The following is a 17,208-nucleotide window of genomic DNA, read 5'->3' on the forward strand; positions in this document are numbered from 1 at the left end:
ACCGCTGCCTCGTGCGGCTGGAGGCAAGCGCCGGTGGCGTGGACCTGCCACGCCGGCTGCGGGAGGCCCTGGCGGGACGGGGCCTCGCCGAGCGGACGCGGGTGATTGCGTCAGGCTGCCTGGGGGAGTGTCCCCGGGGCCTCGTGAGTGTGCTGGTGCTCCCGGACAGTGGCTCCGGGGCGCACGTTCAGCTCATCGACCCCGCGAAGGACGGAGCGGACCTGGCCGAGCACGTCGACCGGTTGCCTGGTGTGCAAGACGGGCCCCCGCGAGTTGGGCGGCCTTGAGCAGCGCTTCCACCATGGGCGCGCAGCTCGCCTCGCCCTTGCCGGCGATGGCGTAGGCCGTGCCGTGGTCGGGAGACGTGCGCGGCACGGGCAGGCCCAGCGTCACGTTCACCGTGCGCTCGAAGTCCAGCGCCTTGGCCGGGATGAGCCCCTGGTCGTGGTACATGGCCAGCACCGCGTCGTAGCGCGCGCCTACCTGGTCTGGCTTCGCGAAGAGCCCGTCCGCGGGGATGGGCCCATGCGCGTCCACCCGGGCCGCGCGGGCCTTGCGGATGGCGGGGCCAATCACCTCCACCTCTTCGCGTCCCAGCAGTCCACCTTCGCCCGCGTGCGGGTTGAGCCCCAGCACGGCGATGCGCGGCTTGTGGCCCACCACCGGCTCCAGGCCGCGCGACAGCAGCTTGAGCTGCGCCGTCAGTCCGTCCACGGTGAGCAGGCGCGGCAGGTCCGCCAGGGGAACGTGGTTGGTGGCGAGCGCCACGCGCACGCGAGGCCCATCCATCAGCATCATCACGTCCACGCCGAAGGCCTCCGCCAGCACCTCGGTGTGGCCCATGAAGGGGATGCCCGCGCGGGAAATCTGCTCCTTCGACACGGGCGCGGTGCACAGCGCGTCCACGCGTCCGGCCCGCATCGCGTCGATGGCCGCCGTCACGAAGGCGTACTGCGCGCGGCCGCCCTCGCGCGAGGGCTTTCCGGGCACGCGGTCCTTCTCCGCGAGCCGCGTCACCTCCACCACGGTGGGGCCTTCCACGCGGCCCAGGGCGGAGGGCTCCACGCGGGCATAGCGGCGGAGGGCGGGGAAGCGCGCCAGCGTGGGCCCGTCCCCGAAGATGACGGGGACGAGCACCTTGCGCACGGAGGGCTTCGTCAGGGCCGCGGCCGTCACCTCCGGCCCGATGCCCGACACGTCCCCCAGGGAGATTCCGACGAGCGGAAGGCCCACGGCGGCTACAGCTTCACGTCGACGTTGGCCTTCTGCCGCAGTTCCTGCACGTACTGGTCGAGGAACTTCTCCGTCTTCTCCTGGAGCAGCTTGCCCTCCAGCTTGGAGCGCATCTCCTCGTAGGACTCGGCGGCCACCGAGCGGCGCTCCTCCACCTTCAGCACGTGCCAGCCGAAGTTGGTGCGCACCGGCTCACTGACGCCGCCCTCGGGGAGGCCGAACGCGGCCTTCTCGAAGGCCGCGACCATGACGCCACGCTTGAACCAGCCCAGGTCACCGCCGTCCGCGGCGCTGGGGCCTTCGCTGCGGGCGCGGGCCAACGAGGCGAAGTCCATGCCCGGCCGGCGCGCTTCCGTGGCGATGGCCTCCGCCCGCTTCTTGGCGGCTTCCACCTGCTCCGCCGTGGCCTTGGCGTCCACCTGCACCAGGATGTGGCGCGCGTGGACCTCCGAGTCACCGCTCTCCATGCGCGTGTACTGCGTGTACGCGGCCTTGAGGTCCTCCTCGGTGATTTTCACCTGGGGACCCACCTTCATGCGCAGCAGGCGGTCACGCAGGATGCGCTTGCGCATCATGTCCCGGTAGGTGGCCATGGTGAGGCCTTCACCCAGCAGGAGCTGCTCGAACTGCGCGGGGTCGGTGATGTTGTTCTGCTGGCGCACGTCCGCCACCAGCTCATCCACCTCCGCCTCGGTGGCGGTGATGCCCAGCTGCGCGATTTCGGACTCCATCAGCTTCTCGCCGATGAGGGTGTCCAGGGCCGTCTTCATCAACTGCAGCCGCTGCTCGCCGCGCTTGCGCGGATCCGGGTCGTTGACGCGGGCCATCTCCGGCGCCGCGCGCTGCTGCACCTCGGACAGCGCGATGATGTCGCGGTTCACCACCGCGGCCACCTTGTCCACCAGCTCCGCGTGCGCCACGCCGCCGCTGCCCAGGAGCGCCACCGCCGCGATTGCCGCCACCAGCTTCTTCATTCCCGCCATCCTTCCGTACCGCCCCGGGCGCGTCCAACCGCCGCCCCGGTCTTCGATTCCGTCGTCACTCCGCCGTCGCCTGCTGGGGCGCTGGACGCCCGCGGATGGCCTGCAACGTGGCCTCGTTCACCTGGACCTGCGCCTTCTGCCGCAGCTCCTGTTCGAACGTCTCCTGCGCCTGCGACCGCTTCTGCTCCAGCAGCTTGCCCTCCACCAGCGCACGTACTTCCGCGAACTCCCGCTTGCGCGCCGGCTTGCGCTCCAGCACGCGGAACAGGTGGAAGCCGTACTCGGTGGACACCACGTCCGAAACCTGCCCCACCCCCAGCTTGAATACCACCTCGTCGAAGGCGGGCGGCATCTGCCCCCGGGGGAAGAACCCCAGGTCGCCTCCCACCTTGGCGTCCGCGCTGAGCGAATACCTGCGCGCCAGGTCCGCGAACTTCTTGCCGGACTTGAGCTGGGTTTGCAGCCGCCGTGCCTCGTCCAGGCCCTTCACCACGATTTGCGCGGCGTGCACCTGCTCGGGCTCGTGGAAGTCCTTCTCATGCGCGCCGTACCAGGCCCGCAGTTCTTCTTCAGTCACCGCCACGCGCGAATAGACATGGCTGGCGAACAGCTTTTCGATGGTCAGCCGGCTTGCTTCCCGCGAGCGCAGCTCCGCCATGGAGAGCTGCCCTTGGGCCAGGACCTCGTTGAAGTTGCCCGCCGGATAGTCCCCGGACAGCCGCAGCACCCCCCGGTCCACCTCCTCCGGGGTGACGGTGACGTTGTGCTTGCGCGCCTCCTGCAGCAGCAGCATCCGGTGGATGTACGTGTCGAGGAGCGCGCGCTTGAAGGGCTCCACGTCCTCCAAGGTGCGCTGGGACACGTCCGTCAGCGCCAGCTCGCGCCACAGCTCCTGTTCGAAGTCCGCCCGGCTGAGCACCTCGCCGTTGACGCTGGCGACCACCAGGGCCTCCGGCGTCTCCATCACGGGCTTGGTGCAGGCGGGCATGCCCACCCCCGCGGCCAGGGCGATGGCGAGTGGGACCAGGAAGGCGCGGGTGGGAGAAAAGCGCATGCGCGGGGCCTCGTGAGGGGGAGGGCTCCAGATTGGCAAGCCGTCAGTCATGGCGCGAGGCCCGTTCCGGTAGCACGCCGGGCAGGGCCGGACAACCTCACCGGGCCTACGGCTGCGTCGCGTGTGCGGAGAGGAACGCCTCCACCAGGGGGAAGATTTCGTCCGGGGCCCGGCGGCCCAGGACCAGGTCCGCGTGCCCGTAGTCCGCCCCGAAGCCGTGGGCCTTGCCGGCGACGAGGACCTTCACCGGCCCGCCCAGGTACTCCTTGGCGCGCGCCACCGCCATGGGCGGGGCCAGCAGGTCCTTGCTGCCCGCCAGCAGCAGGAAGGGGATGGTCACCCGGGGCAGGGACTCGCGGTAGTCGAACTCGCCGTTGTAGGACGTGAAGCGATTGGTGGTGATCCACCGCGCGAACTGGCGCCCCACGCCGCCGGCGATGTCGGCGGGCACGTTGGCCAGCGCGCGCCGCACCACCTCCGTCTCCATGTTCTCCGCCAGCATCATGTAGCGGCTCATGGGCCCCGGCGGCGCGCCGAACAGGGCGATGCTGGTGACGCGGCTGGTGGGGATGACTCGCAGCTTCAGCACCGGCTCCACCTTCTGGATGAAGGTGCGCAGGCCGGGCTGCACCGCGAAGGTGAAGGGGCTGCCCAGGGTCACGGCCGCCCGCACGGGCGCCTGCGGCGTCTTCGCCAGGTGGGCGTAGAGCATCAGCCCGCCCTTGGAATGACCAACCCAGAGCACTTCCTTCGCACCTGTGGACAAGACGGTACGCACCGCGGTGCGCACGTCATGCTCGGCCTGGTCGTCGAAGTTGAAATCCGGGCAGTCGCCCGCCAGCCCCCGGCCCCGCAGCTCCAGCACCCAGGTCTCGAAGCCGGCGCGGGCAAGGTAGCGGGCCAGGCTGTACTGCTCGTCGAAGTCCATGTGGAAGCGGTTGGCCCCCAGCCCGTGGCAGAGGATGACGGGCTGGGCGAAGCGCTTCTCGCCTCGGGCGTGGTAGCGGCCCAGGGCAATGGAGGCCCCGTCGTCCGTGGGCACCCGGTACAGCTCGTCCGGGCGGAAGGTGAGCGTCAGCAGCCCCTCCTTCCCGCGCACCATCGTTCGCGAAAAGAGGTCCGCCATCCGGCCCAACCGTGCCACCTGTCGACGAGTCACGTCGCCAGTCTAAGCCGGACCGCGGGGCCATGCCGTGTTCATTGGTGAGCAAGCACCTGCCCGGCAGGACTGTTGCAGGGAGATGTAGGCAACGACTCGGAGGAGGTGGCAATGCGGCGGAAACAGGCTTGGAAGGAAGTGTGGTCCTCCCTTTTCGCCACCGTTTTTCCCACGGATACCCTTCTGGCGGCCCTTCGGAAGATGGAGCGGCACCAGGTGCGGTTGTTGGGCGTGGTGGGGGAAGGGGGAGGCTTGTTGGGGTTGGTCAGCGAGGAGCACATCCTCGCGGCCTGGAGGGGAGATCCGCTGGCGCCGGTGTCCGGCGTCATGGCGCGGGCGGGGGCTCCCGGAGAGGCGCGGGCGGGGGGGCGGCGGTTGCGGCTCCAGGGCGCCCAGCCTCACGGCGCGGGGTGAGACGGCGGTCCCCGGGGGCGGTAGAGTGCGGCACGCCGTGCCGGACGAATCGCCCTCGTGGACTGTCTACATCCTGCGCTGCCGTGACGGCACGCTGTACACCGGCGCCACCAACAACCTGGAGCGCCGGCTGGCCACCCATGGCCGGGGGCGCGGGGCGGCGTACACGCGGGCGCGGCTGCCCGTCACCCTGGTGTGGAGCGAGGCCGCGGGGGACCGCGGCGCGGCGCTCCGGCGGGAGGCCGCCATCAAGCGGCTGTCTCGAGCGGAGAAGCTGCGCATGTTGGGGCGCCCCTGAGCGCTGGTGGCACGCCAGTGGGGCAATACCTCTCCCGATACAGGCGCGTTACTCTGGCGCCACAATCCAAAGGGGCCGGTTCATGTCTCACTCGTACTCGAAAGTGTTCGGGGCGCTGGTGCTGTTGGGGCTTGGTGTGTCCTGCCGGGCCAATCACGCTCCCAAGGTCTCCACGGGGCCTCGGCCTTCGCCGCAGGTCGTCGCGGCGGGAGGCGTGGTGTCCTTCGTCTTCGAGGTCGAAGACCCGGACGGGGATTCCATGACCTTCCAATGGCAGCAGCTCCCCGCGGAGCCCGCGGGCACCTTCAGCGACGCGACTGCGCGCAACCCAACGTGGGTGGCGCCCGAGGTGTCGGAGACGACGACCTTCGCCATCATGGTCACCGTGGAGGACAGCGAGGGCGATGGCATCCTGGCCCAGGGGCCGGGCGTCATCGTCCACGCGGCGGCGTCCCAGGCGCCCTGAGCGCCGCGGGCCGCGCGTCAGGCGGTGGCGCGCGGCTCCGTGGGGGGCGGCGTCTGGCCGGCCTGTATCCGGGCCTTCCGGTGTGAGCGGCGCACGACGACCACGCCCAGGATGAGGAAGAGGCCGGCGCCCACGCCCCCGCCGATGACCTGGTACGAAATCAGGTCCGCGGACGTCTTGCGGACGACCTCGGGCAGGTTGCACATCGTCTGGGTGGCGTAGGGCGTCTCGTTGTACCAGCCCAGGTAGTTGGGCCCCAACCAGGAGGCGACCACGAAGCCCAGCAGGGCGCCCGCGAGGATGAAGTTGAGCAGCGTCTTGGCGGCGTTCATCGGCAGGCACCTCGGCTGGTTGACGTCGGGGCGTGCTTAATATGTGCACGCCAGCGCTGCAAAGCGTGGAACGTGTTAAGGGGGTGGACGTGCCGCTGCTCCCGCTCGCCATCCTGTTCGCCGCTCTCGCGCTGGGCTGCGCCGCTACCCTGCTCGTCCACGCCTTCCGGCGGAGTGTGGGCACGGGGGTGATGGTGCTGCTGATTCCCTGCTACATGCTCTTCTACGCCTTCAGCCAGTTCGAGCACCGGCGCAAGGGCCTCATCGTCGCGGGCTTCATGGCCAGCACCGTGCTGGCCGCCGTGTTCCTGGGACTGGGCCTGCACAGCCTTTCGGCGCTGGCCTCGCGCTCCCCGCCCGCGGGCTTCTGACGGCGGGGTGCCCGGCGTGGAAGGCCGCGTGCGGACACCCGTCGGCGCCGTCTGCGCCACCCACCCGGACGAGGCCGCAGTGGCCACGTGCGCGCGCTGCGGTGGTTTCCTGTGCGGGGACTGCACGGAGCTGGCGGGCGAAACGCCCTACTGCGCGCCCTGCGTGGCGGTGCTGCGCAGGGAGGCGCGTCCGTCGCGGGTGATTCAAGTGGCGCTGGTGCTCAACGTGGCGGGGCTGGCGTGTCTGCCATGCTCGCTGGCGTTGCCGCTGCCCACGCTGGTGGCGGGGCTGGCCGGCGTGGTGCTGGGTCTGCGGGAGCTGCGGCGCATTGCCCGGGGCGAGGGCGCCGAGCGCGGACGGACCCTGGCGCGGGTGACCACGGGGCTCGGCTGGGTGAACCTGGGGCTGGCCTCGAGCTGGCTGGCCGTCGTGTTCTGGGGCTTCGGACCTTGAGGGCCGGGCGCCGCGCTCACACGCCGCGCGCGTTCGGGTCCCACATGTACTTGTGCATCTGCAACTGGAAGCGCACGGCGAGCCTGTCCTCGATGACCCATTCGGCGAGTTCGCGCGGGTGGAGCTTGTCGAACACGGTGGAGAACAGGCTGCCGTAGGGCTTCTGGAGCAGTTGGTGCTCGGCGATGAGCGCCTTGGCCCAGTCGTAGTCCTCGCGCGAGCCGATGACGAACTTCAGCTCGTCGTTGGCGTTCATCGACGTGAAGTTGCGGTAGTCGTTGCGCAGGTGCTCGCCCGAGGAGGGCGTCTTCATGTCGACGATTTTGTGCACCGCCGGAGGCACCAGCCGCACGTCGATGGCGCCGCTCGTCTCCAGCAGCACCTTGAAGCCGGCGTCGAGCAGCGCCTCCATCAGCGGGTAGACGCCGGGCTGGAGCAGGGGCTCGCCGCCGGTGACCTCCACCATGGGCGTGCGCAGGTCCCGCACCTCGCTGACGATGTCCGCGATTTTCCGGCGCGCGCCGCCGCGGAAGGCGAACTCGCTGTCGCAGTAGGTGCAGCGCAGGTGGCAGCCCGTGAGGCGGATGAAGGCGCACAGCAGCCCGGCGTGGGAGGACTCCCCCTGGACGCTGAGGTAGATTTCCTTCACCACCACGGAGTCCGCGGTGGGGACGCGTCGGGGCTCGATATGTGGGCGCGCTGCGGGCATGGCTTCTTCGTTGATTCGGGGGAGGGGCGCTTCAACCCCAACCTACCGCGCCAGGTCAAGCGCGGCCTGTTGCCTCGCCTGAGGAGGGGTCAAGGGGCGGCGGGGCCCTTCACGCGCTCGACGAAGGCGTCGATGAGCTTCCGGGCAATGCTGAGCTTCGGGGGGATGCGCGGCAGGTTGTCCGGGCTGAACCAGTGGGCCTCGGAGATTTCCTTCTGGTCCACGGTGATTTCGCCGCCCGCGTATTCGGCGGTGAAGCCCACCATGAGCGAGCGGCCGAAGGGCCACGGCTGCGAGCCGAAGTAGCGGATGTTCTTCACGTCGATGCCGACTTCCTCCTTCACCTCGCGCGCCACGCACTCCTCCAGCGACTCCCCCGGCTCCACGAAGCCGGCGAGCGTGCTGAACATGGGCTCTGGGAATTGGGCGTTGTGCGCCAGCAGCATCGTGTCGCCGCGGGTGATGAGGACGATGATGGCGGGGGCGAGGCGGGGATAGAAGGGCGTCTTGTCCACCGGGCAGCGGCGGGCGCGCTCACCCGGAACCAACAGGGTGGGTTCGCCGCAGCGGCCGCAGAAGCGGTGGGTGAGGTCCCACTCGACAATCGCGAGCGCGCGGCCCGCCACGGCGAAGCGCGCGTCATCCACTCGCTTGAAGAGCGAGCGGGCGGCGACGGCCTTGTAGCCTTCCGGCGGGACGAAGTCCTGGGTGAACCCCGCCGCGTAGCAGTCCAAGCCGTCCAATGCTCCCAGGTAGTGCGCGGCGGCGGCGAGCTCCGGGAAGGCCGCGCCGGTGGGAATGGTGACGCCGTCCGCATGCTCGTGGACGAGCACGTCCATGCCCCGGGCGAGGAAGAGCAGGGCGCCCTCGCGGGGCCGGTCGGGCGGGGTGTGGTCGGGGACGAAGAGGGGGGCGGAGCTCACGGGGCCACACTAACGGGCCCGGGCCGGGTGTGCAGGCGTTGCGTGAGCTTCGGGCCTGGGATGGCGGTGGGCTCAGCTGTCCTTCTGGATGAGCTCGACCTTGTAGCCGTCCGGGTCCTCGACGAAGGCGATGACGGTGGTGCCGTGCTTCATGGGGCCGGGCTCGCGGACCACCTTGCCACCGGCCTGCCGGATGGCCTCGCACGTGCCGTGGATGTCACTGACGCCCAACGCGATGTGCCCGTAGGCCGTGCCGAGCTCGTACTTCTCGACGCCCCAGTTGTGCGTGAGCTCCAGGGCGGGGTGGGTGTCCTCGGGGCCGAAGCCCACGAAGGCCAGGGTGAACTTGCCGTCGGGATAGTCGTGACGGCGCAGCAACTTCATGCCGATGACCCGGGTGTAGAAGTCGAGCGAGCGCTCGAGGTCACCGACGCGGAGCATGGTGTGCAGGATTCGCATGCGGGCTTCATAACGCCATCATCGCGTCGCGTCATGCGTCCCCGCCGCCCGCTGTCTGATGGACTCAGGGCTTTTCCTCGGACTGTGCCTTGGGCGGCACCACGAGTGTGCCCACCTCGACATGGGACGACGTCAGCGGCTTGCCGTCCGCGCCCCGTCCGCCGATGCGTGAGCTATCACCCCCGGCGTGCCACAGGCCCACCAGGACCTTTCGCTCGCCCGCGTCCCAGTCCTTCGTGGACACCGAGAAGGCGTCCCGCAGGAGCGTGTCCCGGGGCGCCTCGGCGAAGAAGTAGGTGCCGCCCAGCACCGGGTGGTCCGCGTTCTTCCGCTTGCTGCCGGGCGGGCCAGGGAAGTGGACGAAGATACCCGCGGAGCGAGGCACCGGCCCGGTGACACGCCAGTAGAGCACCAGGTGGAGCAGCCCTTCCGCGTCCGGCGCCGACGGTATCTCCGCGCTCACCAGCTCCACCGGCACGTCGAACCGCGCGCCCACGGGCTTCGCGGTGGGCGGCAGCGCCGCCACGCGCATCGGCGAGCCATCCGCGTTGAGGGGCACCGCGCGCGCCAGCGGCTCGGGTGACGTCGCCAGCAGCACGCCCCAGGCCACCAGCGGCACACACGCCACGCCGGTGGCCGCGGGCCCCAGCCGCCCGCGCAGCCGCCAGGCCACGAAGCCCAGGCCCAGCCATGCGAGCGCGGAGACCAGCGCTCCGCCCAGCCCGGAGCGCGGCAGGAAGCGCAGCACCACGCGGTGCGTCCCTTCCGCCACGCGTACGCCGAGGAGCCCGTCCTGGGACACCACCTCGCCCTCCGAGGACTTCCAGCCCGGGTGCCAGTTCTGGTTCACCAGCAGCACCGTGGGGCGCGTGGCCGTCACGTCCACCGTGACGCGGTTGGGGGTCCACTCCACGCGGCGCGCGGTGCCCGCGGAGGCGTCCTCCAGGTACTCCTCCTGGGGCAGGTCGCCGCGCAGGCGCTCGGACATGGGCACCGGCCACGCTTCGCCACAGGCGATGGAGCCCCGGTTGAGCGCCAGGAAGTAACCCTGTGCCCAGCGGTTGCCGCGGGCCTGGGCGAAGGGGCGCTCCGCCTCCTCGGGAACGGGGCCGGGCGCGGGTACCATCTGCGACCAGCGGCTGAGCCTGTCGAAGGCGCGCACCTGGAAGCCCCAGCCCACGGCGATGACGACGCAGGCCACCACCGCGGCGGTGGGCCACCAGGACGTCGCCGTGCGCGCGGCCGGCACGCGCCACACGCGGACCAGCAGCACGGCGAGCCCCAGCGCCACCAGCTCCGCCAGGAAGAGCCCCGCGGGCATGAGGAAGCGCTCCGGATAGCGCAGCGTTCCGAAGACGGGCAGCAGCCGCAGCGCGCCGAACAGCGAGGGCACCGCGGAGTAGCCGGCCGCCATCCACACGCACAGCGCCGCCAGCACCGCCGGGTACAGCGCGCGGCGCCAGGCCCACGCGGCCAGCGGAATCAGCGCGAGCACCGCGGGCGCGAGGAAGAAGTTGCCCGGGTCGCTGTAGCCGGAGCTCGCCGGCATCTGGAGCAGCATGCGCGCCAGCTCCTCCGCGGAGTTGCCCGGCGTGCCCGCCATGATGCGCGGCGCCGAGCGCATGGTCTCCACCAACGGCCACAGCCGGAACGCGCAGGCGCCCAGGGTGAACACGGCGGTGGCGCCCAGGGCCCACAGCGCGGACTTGCGCCGAGGCGTCCCGCGCAGCCCGTACAGCGTGCGCCCGGCCTCCAGCGCGACGAAGAGCGCGCCCATGGGCACCGGGTACGTGCCGCCGAAGCCCAGCAGCACCGCGAAGGTGCCGGCCACCACCGCGGCGCCCCGGAGATGGCCCTCCGCCGCGCGGCGCGTGCCCCACAGCAGCCAGGGCAGCAGCAGGAAGCCCGCGAAGTTGAGCCAGCCAATGGACCACGACAGCGCGGTGAAGCCCGCCAGGCCGAACAGCGGCGCCGCGCCGAGCGCCCCCAGCGCGGAGCCCACGCGCCGCCGCGCGTAGTGGAAGAAGCCCTCCATGCCGAGCACGAGGAAGGCCCAGAGCAGCAGCGGCTCCGCCGGCCGCGCGCCCATGAGCGCGGACACGAGCAGCGTGGGAGACGCCACGCGCGTCTGCGGACTGCCCAGCGCGTACTGTCCGCCGCAGGCCCACGGGTTCCACAGCGGGAGCTGCCCGTAGTGCGTCACCGTGCGCGTTCCCGCGTCCTCGTACGAGTGCAGCAGGTGCGCGTCGCGGAAGTCGTTCATGCCTCCGGCCTGCTGCAGCGGACGCCAGGCGGCGGCCAGCGCCAGCGCGGCGAACAGGGCCAGCCGCACGCTGGTAAGGGTGGCGGCACGGTGAGCGAAGCGGAGCAGCCTGCGGGGGGAAGGCATCATGGGCGGAGGGCGCCGGGACTCAGTCGTAGAAGGGGCGGGGCTTGCAGGGGCTGGCGGTGGCCTTGCGCGGGGGCAGCACGGGCTGGCCGTGCAGCTCCTCGTCGATGGCGCCCAGGACGTCCGTCACCGGCACGCGGCGGCGGCGGGCCTCGTCCAACGCCCACTGGCGCTCGGACGCGCCGAAGTCATCGTCCTGGGACCAGCGGTCGCCGGGAAAGGACTGGCGCGACTTGCGGCGCCACTCCGGCTCCTGGCTCGCGGCGGCGCGGCCCACCAGCTTGCGCTCGGCCGCGTTCAGGGTGCGTTCGCGCGGCGGCAGCTCGGCCGTGGAGGCGCGCACCACTGCGGCGGCACCGCACAGCGCGAAAGCCAGCCATCCGACCTGTGCCGTTCGACGCCACCTTGCACCCATGAGGGCGCTCTACTCCAATTCAGCCCCGGCCGTCCTCATCCGCGTCGGTGTCCAGGCCATGTGGATCGGCGAGCACCCGGCGCGCTCGCTCCATCAGCTCCACCACGATTTGTCCGGCGGGTAGCACGCTCTCGATGCGCGCCATGCTGGCGCCGCTGGCCGGCATGGCCATCTCTTCCAGGTCCCCTTCGGTGTCCGGGGTGGGCACGAAGGCGCTGTGCCGTGGCACGTCGACAAGGGGGCCGCCGCCTGGGGTGCCGGGGAACAGCCGGGTGGTGCCGACGCGCTCCGGTGTCGCCATGGGCATGGGCACGCGGCCCTCACGTCCCGTCCACTCGCGCACCACGCGGTTGCGCAGCACGCGCATGCGATGACCCGGCCACTCCCGTCCGAAGACGGTGGTGACGTCCGTGTCCCCCGCGTCCCCGTCGACGATGCGCTGCTTGTAGGCCGGGTGGGCATGCGCTTCCACGGAGGCCACCATGCGCGTGCCCACCCAGACGCCGTCCGCGCCATGGAAGAGGGCGCGTGCAGCGCTGAGCCCGTCGGCGATGCCGCCCGCGGCCAGCACCGGCACCGAGTCCGTCAGAGCGCGCAGCTCGCGCACCAGCGCCAGGGTGGGCGTGGTGCTCTGGTTGAGGCCGGACGCCTGCCGGCCCTGGGCGATGAGCCCGTCCACGCCGAGCAACAGGGCCAGCCGAGCCACCTCTCCCGAGGGGGCCTGGGCCCAGACCCGGACGCCCGCGGTCCGCAGCGCCGCCACCCACTCCTCGGGTGGCAGTCCACCGTGGAAGGAGACGATGGGCACGCGCCGGGCGATGCACGTCTCGATGTGCTCGCGCGTGGTGGAATGCCGGCCGTCCCGCTGGGCCATGAGGAAGTTCACGCCGAAGGGGCGCCGCGTGCCTGCCTGGATGGTCTGGAGCCGGACATCCAGGACGTCCGCTGGTTCCGGCGCGGCGCCGAGCATGCCCACGCCGCCGGCTTCCGACACGGCGATGACCAGCGGCGGCAGCGACACGAAGGCCATGCCGTCGCTGACGAACGGATAGTTCACCCCCAACTCACGCGTCAGCCGTGTGTGCAGGGTGTTGCCTTCCAGGACATAAATCGGAGGCCGCCGGGGCTCAGGACTCGAGTCACTGCGCTCGTCGTCGGGCTCGGATTCACGGGAAGAGGGCGGGGAACGTCCGTCATTCGCTCCGTTCATCGGGTCTCCTGAAGCTGGCGGGCTCTTCGGCTTCTCCAAGGTTACCAGCAACCCTCTCGACCGAGAGGCGGGGAGCGGAAGAGGGCCTTCCAGGCTGGTTGCCGGGTAACAGCCGCGCGCCGGGCTTGGTGAGAGTACGGGACTTGAACCCGGGGGTAGGGCAATAGCAAACCCCAGGCAGGATGCGCTGTTACCCGCTATCGCCTTGATCTCACGTCGGTTCGTTGTGCCGCCCTATCCTGTCTCGCCCCGTCTTGTCCCGTTCTCAGCCCCGCTGGAGGGGCACACTGGGGGCACATGCGGCCCACCAGGGGCAACCCGCTCACGGACGCGAGCGGCCCGAATTCCCCAGTCTCGCAGGGCTCACGAGAAGCCCGTGGGAGGCTGACGGTAGCGTGTGCCCTGGCGAGGTGGCGCTGGCGCGGTGCTTCGTGGCGTTTTCTTCGCAAGGACGGCGCAGCGGCCGAGGTGACGCCGGAGGTGTCACCCGCGACGGAGAAGATGCTGCTGACGCATCATCCATGGCCGGACAACGTGCGGAAGCTGCGCAACGCGGTGGAGCGGGCGCTCAATAAGTTGCTGCTGGCGCATCATCCATGACCGGGCAACGTGCGGGAGCTGCGCAACGCGGTGGAGCGAGCGCTCCTCGTGTGGCCGGCGGAGGTGTTGGAGCCGCAGGCGTTCCCGGACCGCATCGCCTCTGCGGCGGGCTCGGTGGTGGCGCTGGGCGGGCCGCACACGCTGGAGGAGGTGGAGCGCGAGCACACGCTGCGCGTCATGGCCTCCGCGCCCACGCTGGACGAGGCCGCCAGGGTGCTCGGCATCGACGCGCCCACACTGTGGTGCAAGCGCAAGAAGTACGAGTCCGGAGGCAAGGGCGAGGGCTGAGCGCACCGCATGGCGCGAGCAGCCCTCGCCGCGGACCGGTCTCAGCTGGCGATTCCGGCGGACCAGCGCTGCGTGAGGTACAGCTCCACGAGCTGCGCGGCGGTGAGCTCGTGCTCCTCGCCCACCGTGGTGCGCTCGGTGGTGACCCCCACCTCGGCGCCGACCACACCGGCGTGGACCCCGACGCCGATGTCACCGTTCACCGTGGTCTTGTCCTGCACGGTGGCCTTGATGTCGACCTTGTCGCCAAGCTGCGTCACCGCCTGCCCCACGTCGCCGTTGGCGATGCTGGTGAACGCGCCGCTGTTCGCGATGTCCTGGAGGTTGCCGGTGATTTCCACATTCACCTCGCGGCCCGCGCTCCCGCCCAGGCCGAGCGCCTGCGCGGTGCCCTGGCGCGAGTCGGTGAGCGTCAGCTTCGCCTCGCTCGCCTGGAGGACCGTCTGGCCCAGCTCGTGCGCGGCGCTCTTCGGGTCCCGCAGGAAGTCGTCCAGGTTGAAGTTCTCCGTCAGGTCGATGCTCTGCTCCAGCTCCACCTTGAGCGACCCCTCGGCTCCGGCCGAGGCATTCGTCGGCAGCGACGCGCTGGCGCCGCCCTTGCCCTGGCTCGGAACCCCCAGGCCCACGCTCGCGCCCGCGTTGGCCGAAACCTCCTGCGACTGGGTGAGCGTCAGCGACGTCGGCTTGCCTCCCTCCATCTCGATGCGCGCCGTGGTGGCCTGGTTCAGGTCCACGCCCGCGCTCGCGCCCGCGCCGAGCACGTCCTGCAGGCCCTTCATGCCCAGGTCGCCCGCGATGTTCCCCTCCGCGCCCAGCTCGAACTCCACCGCGCTCACCTTGTCGCGCAGGCCCGCCAGCTCCGACCGCGGGTCGCCCAGCACGACGTTCAAGCCCAGGCCCAGCAGCGGGTTGCTCCCCGAGGCGCCCGACACGGCGGCCGTGGCCGCGATGAGGCCGGCGGCGTGCTGGGCCTCCTCCAGGGTGTCGAACTGGTACTCCACCTTGGCGCCCGCGGTACCGAACGCGCTGGCGCTCGCGTCCGCCGCCCCCTTGCCGCCCATCTTCCCGACAATGCCCGCCCCCACATCTCCGCTGGCGGAGACGGTGTAGCCCCCACCCGCCTCGTCGCTACGGCTGACGGTCAGGTCTCCCTTGCCGGTGATGCCGACGGCGTAGATATCCGCCTCGGCATTGAGGCCCACGGAGATGCTCTCGCCGGGCTTGAGCTGTTCCATCTGCGTGTTGAAGTCGAGCGCATCCTTGACCGCGCCCACGGTCTTCGCCGAGTCGCGCACCACGCCGGCCGCGCCCTGGAGGGCGCCCCCGACGAGGTCCTGGGCGAAGTCCTGCAGCGGATTGCGCGCCGGCGCGCCCTGGATGGCCTGCCCCAGCTGGTCCAGCCCGTTGGCCACGACGTCCGTCGCCTGGTCCAGTTCCTCGCCCACCTTCTGGGCCGTGTCCTTCAGCGCGTCGCCCGCCTTGGTCCGCAGGTCCTCGAAGAAGTCGCCCACCGTGTCGCGGTCCTGCTGTTTCACGTCGCGCCCGCCGTCGCCCGGCGCCGCGTGTCGCTCGAAGACGTCCTGCGTGTGCTTCTTGGCGACCGGCTCAATCTGCTCCTTGGCCTTCGTCGCCGTCGCCGCCGCCTCCGCGGCCTTCTTCGCGGCTGCCTCCGCGGCCTTCTTCGCGGCCGCCTCCGCCGCGCGCTTCGCCGCTTCCGCCGCGCGTCGAGCGGCATCCGCCGCGCCACCGATGATTCCGCCGATTCCCATGGGATGTCCTGGTTGGGGCGGGCGTCCGCGTCCTCCTGCTCCTCACGGAGTGACGCGGGCACCGCCGGTTCACTGGGGTTGGGGTGGGAGCGCGAGGGGCGTCATGAAGCGCGTCGCCGTTCGCGCGGGAGTGCGAGGCATGCCGCCCCGACACGCCCTCCTCAAGCTTCAGCAACGGCCTTCGTCCTCTGGACGCATGCGGGTTCAGCACCATGGACTGAGGCCCCCCGCGGGATGCGAGGACGTGGACCACGACATGGAAGGCTCCTGCCCGGGGGATGGGCATTCGCATCGAGGAACTTCCGTCATTTTCCTGAGGCTGCGGCGAAAGTTTCGTCGGTTCTTGAGAATTCGGCGGCGGGCCCTGTGGCTCTTTGAGCCCCCCGCCGCGGCAGGGGCGCATGCGGACCGTTGGGGAGCGACCCCATTGAAAGGAGCGCACCCGTGGACGTCATCGACCTGTTGATTCAGCAGCACCGCGAAGTCGACGCGCTGTTCCTGGCGTTCCGCAACGCCTCGGACGACACGAGCCGCAGGGAACTGTGCATCCAGCTCGCGGAGGCGCTCATGCTGCACTCCACCATCGAGGCGCGCTGGGTCTCCCCGAAGGCCTCGCGGGTGGTGGGCGACGAGAAAATCGAGCACGCGGAGTAGGAGCACCAGGAGATGACGAAGCTCCTGGGTGACATCGTGCGGATGCGCGACGACATGAACGCGGTGAAGGCCAAGGTCGGCGCGCTGGAGAAGGTGGTCAAGCGACACATCGCGGACGAGGAGAAGAACATCCTCCCGCAGGTGGCCAGGAACATCACCGAGAAGGATCTCGGCATGTCCTGCAAGGACCTGGTCCGCGAGGCCTCCCGGATTCGGCGTGAGGAGATGAGAGACTGGGGCGGCGCGTCCCTCTGACGCCAGCCTTCGCGGCGCACCCCGGGGGGGCGCCGCGTCCTGCTCCGACACCACCGGGCCTCTTCGTCTCACGCCTCGCGACGGCGCCCCCGCCGACGGCTCCCGGAGGGGTGAACCAGAACGTGCTGCCCCGACCTGGCGCGCTGACCACGGCCACATTGCCGCGAGCCAATCCAGCCCGAGTCTTCGCGACCTGGTCCGATGTGGAGACCAATGCCCAGTGGTTCATCGGGCCGCACGAGCGGTGGGCGCCCGTGAAGCGCGAGCGTCCCTCAAGCAGGTGAGCAGGAGGCGAGCGCGGGGCATGAGGCAGCGGCGAGGAAGGAGCGGGTGAAGGAGAGGACACCGCGAGTGGACTTTCGCCGAGTTGCTCAGGAGGACGTTCGACTTCGACGTGTTCGTATCCGTCCGGCCAAGGACGTGCTGAGAGACGTTGAGTAAGGAGTCGGCGCCGTGGACCCTGGCGTGCATGTCAAAGCCGGAATGGTGGCGGGTTGCTGAGGCCTTCGAGGCGAGCGGACTGACGCAGAAGGATTTCTCCGCGCAGCGAGGCGTGCGGCTGAGCACGCTGCAGTCGTGGGTGTATCGGCGGCGACGTCAGCAGACTGGGAAAGCTGAGACGGTGCGCCTGCTGCCGGTGGAGGTGGCTGGCGTGTCGCAGCCGAGCACGGCGCTGCTGGAGGTGGAGCTGGCCAGCGGTGCGCGCCTGCGATTCGCCTCCGGCACCGACGTGGAGTACGTGGCCCGCCTCGTCGCGGCGCTGGGGCGGTGAG

At 70.8% G+C, this 17,208-nt stretch carries 21 protein-coding genes and 1 pseudogene; 10 read left to right on the forward strand and 12 right to left on the reverse strand.

The annotated features are described in order from the left end of the window. Positions 1 to 192: 192 nt before the first annotated feature. The 4 genes from pdxA to OZ403_RS02340 all read right to left on the reverse strand — a co-directional run bounded on the left by pdxA (position 193) and on the right by OZ403_RS02340 (position 4,396). Positions 193 to 1,233: a 4-hydroxythreonine-4-phosphate dehydrogenase PdxA gene (pdxA, locus tag OZ403_RS02325; RefSeq protein ID WP_268783366.1), complete on the reverse strand. Its 1,041-nt coding sequence runs from the start codon at positions 1,231 to 1,233 to the stop codon at positions 193 to 195. 5 nt (positions 1,234 to 1,238) lie between these two features. Further along, positions 1,239 to 2,207 carry a peptidylprolyl isomerase gene (locus OZ403_RS02330; protein ID WP_174258612.1) on the reverse strand — a complete coding sequence of 323 codons (969 nt, stop codon included), beginning with the start codon at positions 2,205 to 2,207 and terminating at the stop codon, positions 1,239 to 1,241. Between the two features lie 64 nt (positions 2,208 to 2,271). Continuing rightward, a complete protein-coding gene (locus tag OZ403_RS02335) occupies positions 2,272 to 3,270 on the reverse strand; it encodes a peptidylprolyl isomerase (RefSeq protein ID WP_174258613.1) in 999 nt (332 codons plus the stop codon). 106 nt (positions 3,271 to 3,376) lie between these two features. Further along, positions 3,377 to 4,396, reverse strand: a complete 1,020-nt coding sequence (locus OZ403_RS02340; protein WP_140796316.1) for an alpha/beta fold hydrolase — start codon at positions 4,394 to 4,396, stop codon at positions 3,377 to 3,379. A 144-nt stretch (positions 4,397 to 4,540) separates the two neighbouring features. Between OZ403_RS02340 and OZ403_RS02345 the strand changes: the two genes are divergently transcribed. The 3 genes from OZ403_RS02345 (at position 4,541) to OZ403_RS02355 (ending at position 5,607) form a co-directional block, all read left to right on the forward strand. Next, positions 4,541 to 4,843 (forward strand): CBS domain-containing protein, encoded by a 303-nt coding sequence (locus OZ403_RS02345; RefSeq protein WP_237077966.1) that lies wholly within the window; start codon positions 4,541 to 4,543, stop codon positions 4,841 to 4,843. A gap of 25 nt (positions 4,844 to 4,868) precedes the next feature. Beyond that, the gene (locus tag OZ403_RS02350) at positions 4,869 to 5,141 is read left to right on the forward strand and encodes a GIY-YIG nuclease family protein (protein WP_174258614.1); all 273 of its coding nucleotides are present in this window, start codon (positions 4,869 to 4,871) and stop codon (positions 5,139 to 5,141) included. A gap of 82 nt (positions 5,142 to 5,223) precedes the next feature. Continuing rightward, complete coding sequence (locus OZ403_RS02355) at positions 5,224 to 5,607, forward strand: PKD domain-containing protein (protein ID WP_268783367.1); 384 nt, start codon at positions 5,224 to 5,226, stop codon at positions 5,605 to 5,607. 17 nt (positions 5,608 to 5,624) lie between these two features. Here the strand turns inward: OZ403_RS02355 and OZ403_RS02360 are convergent, their stop codons facing one another. Then, positions 5,625 to 5,939, reverse strand: a complete 315-nt coding sequence (locus OZ403_RS02360) for a hypothetical protein (RefSeq protein ID WP_268783368.1) — start codon at positions 5,937 to 5,939, stop codon at positions 5,625 to 5,627. 32 nt (positions 5,940 to 5,971) lie between these two features. Here OZ403_RS02360 and OZ403_RS02365 point away from each other — a divergent pair, with 32 nt between their 5' ends. Together OZ403_RS02365 and OZ403_RS02370 are read left to right on the forward strand one after the other, a co-directional pair. Further along, positions 5,972 to 6,310, forward strand: a complete 339-nt coding sequence (locus OZ403_RS02365) for a hypothetical protein (RefSeq protein WP_140860259.1) — start codon at positions 5,972 to 5,974, stop codon at positions 6,308 to 6,310. A gap of 28 nt (positions 6,311 to 6,338) precedes the next feature. Continuing rightward, on the forward strand, positions 6,339 to 6,764 hold the full coding sequence (locus tag OZ403_RS02370; protein WP_237079110.1) for a hypothetical protein: 426 nt from the start codon (positions 6,339 to 6,341) through the stop codon (positions 6,762 to 6,764). A 16-nt stretch (positions 6,765 to 6,780) separates the two neighbouring features. On the opposite strand, the gene OZ403_RS02375 is transcribed toward OZ403_RS02370, so the two are convergent. From OZ403_RS02375 to OZ403_RS02400, 6 genes are all read right to left on the reverse strand, one after another. Further along, complete coding sequence (locus OZ403_RS02375) at positions 6,781 to 7,473, reverse strand: radical SAM protein (RefSeq protein WP_268783369.1); 693 nt, start codon at positions 7,471 to 7,473, stop codon at positions 6,781 to 6,783. A gap of 89 nt (positions 7,474 to 7,562) precedes the next feature. Continuing rightward, positions 7,563 to 8,396, reverse strand: coding sequence for an NAD(+) diphosphatase (gene nudC, locus OZ403_RS02380; protein WP_140786885.1), 834 nt, complete (start codon positions 8,394 to 8,396; stop codon positions 7,563 to 7,565). A 72-nt stretch (positions 8,397 to 8,468) separates the two neighbouring features. Then, entirely contained in the window at positions 8,469 to 8,855 is a 387-nt protein-coding gene (gloA, locus tag OZ403_RS02385) for a lactoylglutathione lyase (RefSeq protein WP_140786886.1), read from the reverse strand. A gap of 64 nt (positions 8,856 to 8,919) precedes the next feature. Next, positions 8,920 to 11,247, reverse strand: a complete 2,328-nt coding sequence (locus tag OZ403_RS02390; protein WP_268783370.1) for a hypothetical protein — start codon at positions 11,245 to 11,247, stop codon at positions 8,920 to 8,922. 19 nt (positions 11,248 to 11,266) lie between these two features. Beyond that, complete coding sequence (locus tag OZ403_RS02395) at positions 11,267 to 11,659, reverse strand: hypothetical protein (protein WP_268783371.1); 393 nt, start codon at positions 11,657 to 11,659, stop codon at positions 11,267 to 11,269. Positions 11,660 to 11,678: 19 nt separating this feature from the next. After that, positions 11,679 to 12,869: an NAD(P)H-dependent flavin oxidoreductase gene (locus OZ403_RS02400; protein ID WP_268783372.1), complete on the reverse strand. Its 1,191-nt coding sequence runs from the start codon at positions 12,867 to 12,869 to the stop codon at positions 11,679 to 11,681. Positions 12,870 to 13,349: 480 nt separating this feature from the next. On the opposite strand from OZ403_RS02400, the pseudogene OZ403_RS39600 reads away from it, so the two are divergent. Both OZ403_RS39600 and OZ403_RS39605 read left to right on the forward strand, forming a co-directional pair. Beyond that, positions 13,350 to 13,517, forward strand: a pseudogene (locus OZ403_RS39600) (hypothetical protein); the annotation flags it as partial. 129 nt (positions 13,518 to 13,646) lie between these two features. Next, entirely contained in the window at positions 13,647 to 13,757 is a 111-nt protein-coding gene (locus OZ403_RS39605; RefSeq protein ID WP_442929800.1) for a helix-turn-helix domain-containing protein, read from the forward strand. 41 nt (positions 13,758 to 13,798) lie between these two features. On the opposite strand, the gene OZ403_RS02410 is transcribed toward OZ403_RS39605, so the two are convergent. Further along, positions 13,799 to 15,526: a hypothetical protein gene (locus OZ403_RS02410; RefSeq protein ID WP_268783374.1), complete on the reverse strand. Its 1,728-nt coding sequence runs from the start codon at positions 15,524 to 15,526 to the stop codon at positions 13,799 to 13,801. A 444-nt stretch (positions 15,527 to 15,970) separates the two neighbouring features. Here OZ403_RS02410 and OZ403_RS02415 point away from each other — a divergent pair, with 444 nt between their 5' ends. The 3 genes from OZ403_RS02415 (at position 15,971) to tnpA (ending at position 17,207) form a co-directional block, all read left to right on the forward strand. Next, a complete protein-coding gene (locus OZ403_RS02415; protein ID WP_237077970.1) occupies positions 15,971 to 16,180 on the forward strand; it encodes a hypothetical protein in 210 nt (69 codons plus the stop codon). Between the two features lie 12 nt (positions 16,181 to 16,192). Beyond that, positions 16,193 to 16,435, forward strand: coding sequence for a hypothetical protein (locus OZ403_RS02420; protein WP_237077971.1), 243 nt, complete (start codon positions 16,193 to 16,195; stop codon positions 16,433 to 16,435). A 469-nt stretch (positions 16,436 to 16,904) separates the two neighbouring features. Further along, positions 16,905 to 17,207, forward strand: coding sequence for an IS66 family insertion sequence element accessory protein TnpA (gene tnpA / locus OZ403_RS02425; protein ID WP_140786896.1), 303 nt, complete (start codon positions 16,905 to 16,907; stop codon positions 17,205 to 17,207). The last annotated feature ends 1 nt before the right edge of the window (position 17,208 follow it).

The organism is Myxococcus sp. NMCA1 (assembly GCF_026810205.1).
GTDB lineage: Bacteria > Myxococcota > Myxococcia > Myxococcales > Myxococcaceae > Myxococcus > Myxococcus xanthus_A.

Bases quoted from the DNA above. Each gene is read 5' to 3' on its own strand.
- OZ403_RS02400 (WP_268783372.1), bottom strand. From the start codon at position 12,869: ATGAACGGAGCGAATGACGGACGTTCCCCGCCCTCTTCCCGTGAATCC.
- OZ403_RS02375 (WP_268783369.1), bottom strand. From the start codon at position 7,473: ATGCCCGCAGCGCGCCCACATATCGAGCCCCGACGCGTCCCCACCGCG.
- OZ403_RS02395 (WP_268783371.1), bottom strand. From the start codon at position 11,659: ATGGGTGCAAGGTGGCGTCGAACGGCACAGGTCGGATGGCTGGCTTTC.
- OZ403_RS02390 (WP_268783370.1), bottom strand. From the start codon at position 11,247: ATGATGCCTTCCCCCCGCAGGCTGCTCCGCTTCGCTCACCGTGCCGCC.
- OZ403_RS02345 (WP_237077966.1), top strand. From the start codon at position 4,541: ATGCGGCGGAAACAGGCTTGGAAGGAAGTGTGGTCCTCCCTTTTCGCC.
- tnpA (WP_140786896.1), top strand. From the start codon at position 16,905: ATGTCAAAGCCGGAATGGTGGCGGGTTGCTGAGGCCTTCGAGGCGAGC.
- OZ403_RS02410 (WP_268783374.1), bottom strand. From the start codon at position 15,526: ATGGGAATCGGCGGAATCATCGGTGGCGCGGCGGATGCCGCTCGACGC.
- OZ403_RS02330 (WP_174258612.1), bottom strand. From the start codon at position 2,207: ATGAAGAAGCTGGTGGCGGCAATCGCGGCGGTGGCGCTCCTGGGCAGC.
- OZ403_RS02420 (WP_237077971.1), top strand. From the start codon at position 16,193: ATGACGAAGCTCCTGGGTGACATCGTGCGGATGCGCGACGACATGAAC.
- OZ403_RS02340 (WP_140796316.1), bottom strand. From the start codon at position 4,396: ATGGCGGACCTCTTTTCGCGAACGATGGTGCGCGGGAAGGAGGGGCTG.
- OZ403_RS02360 (WP_268783368.1), bottom strand. From the start codon at position 5,939: ATGAACGCCGCCAAGACGCTGCTCAACTTCATCCTCGCGGGCGCCCTG.
- OZ403_RS39605 (WP_442929800.1), top strand. From the start codon at position 13,647: ATGGCCTCCGCGCCCACGCTGGACGAGGCCGCCAGGGTGCTCGGCATC.
- OZ403_RS02355 (WP_268783367.1), top strand. From the start codon at position 5,224: ATGTCTCACTCGTACTCGAAAGTGTTCGGGGCGCTGGTGCTGTTGGGG.
- gloA (WP_140786886.1), bottom strand. From the start codon at position 8,855: ATGCGAATCCTGCACACCATGCTCCGCGTCGGTGACCTCGAGCGCTCG.
- OZ403_RS02335 (WP_174258613.1), bottom strand. From the start codon at position 3,270: ATGCGCTTTTCTCCCACCCGCGCCTTCCTGGTCCCACTCGCCATCGCC.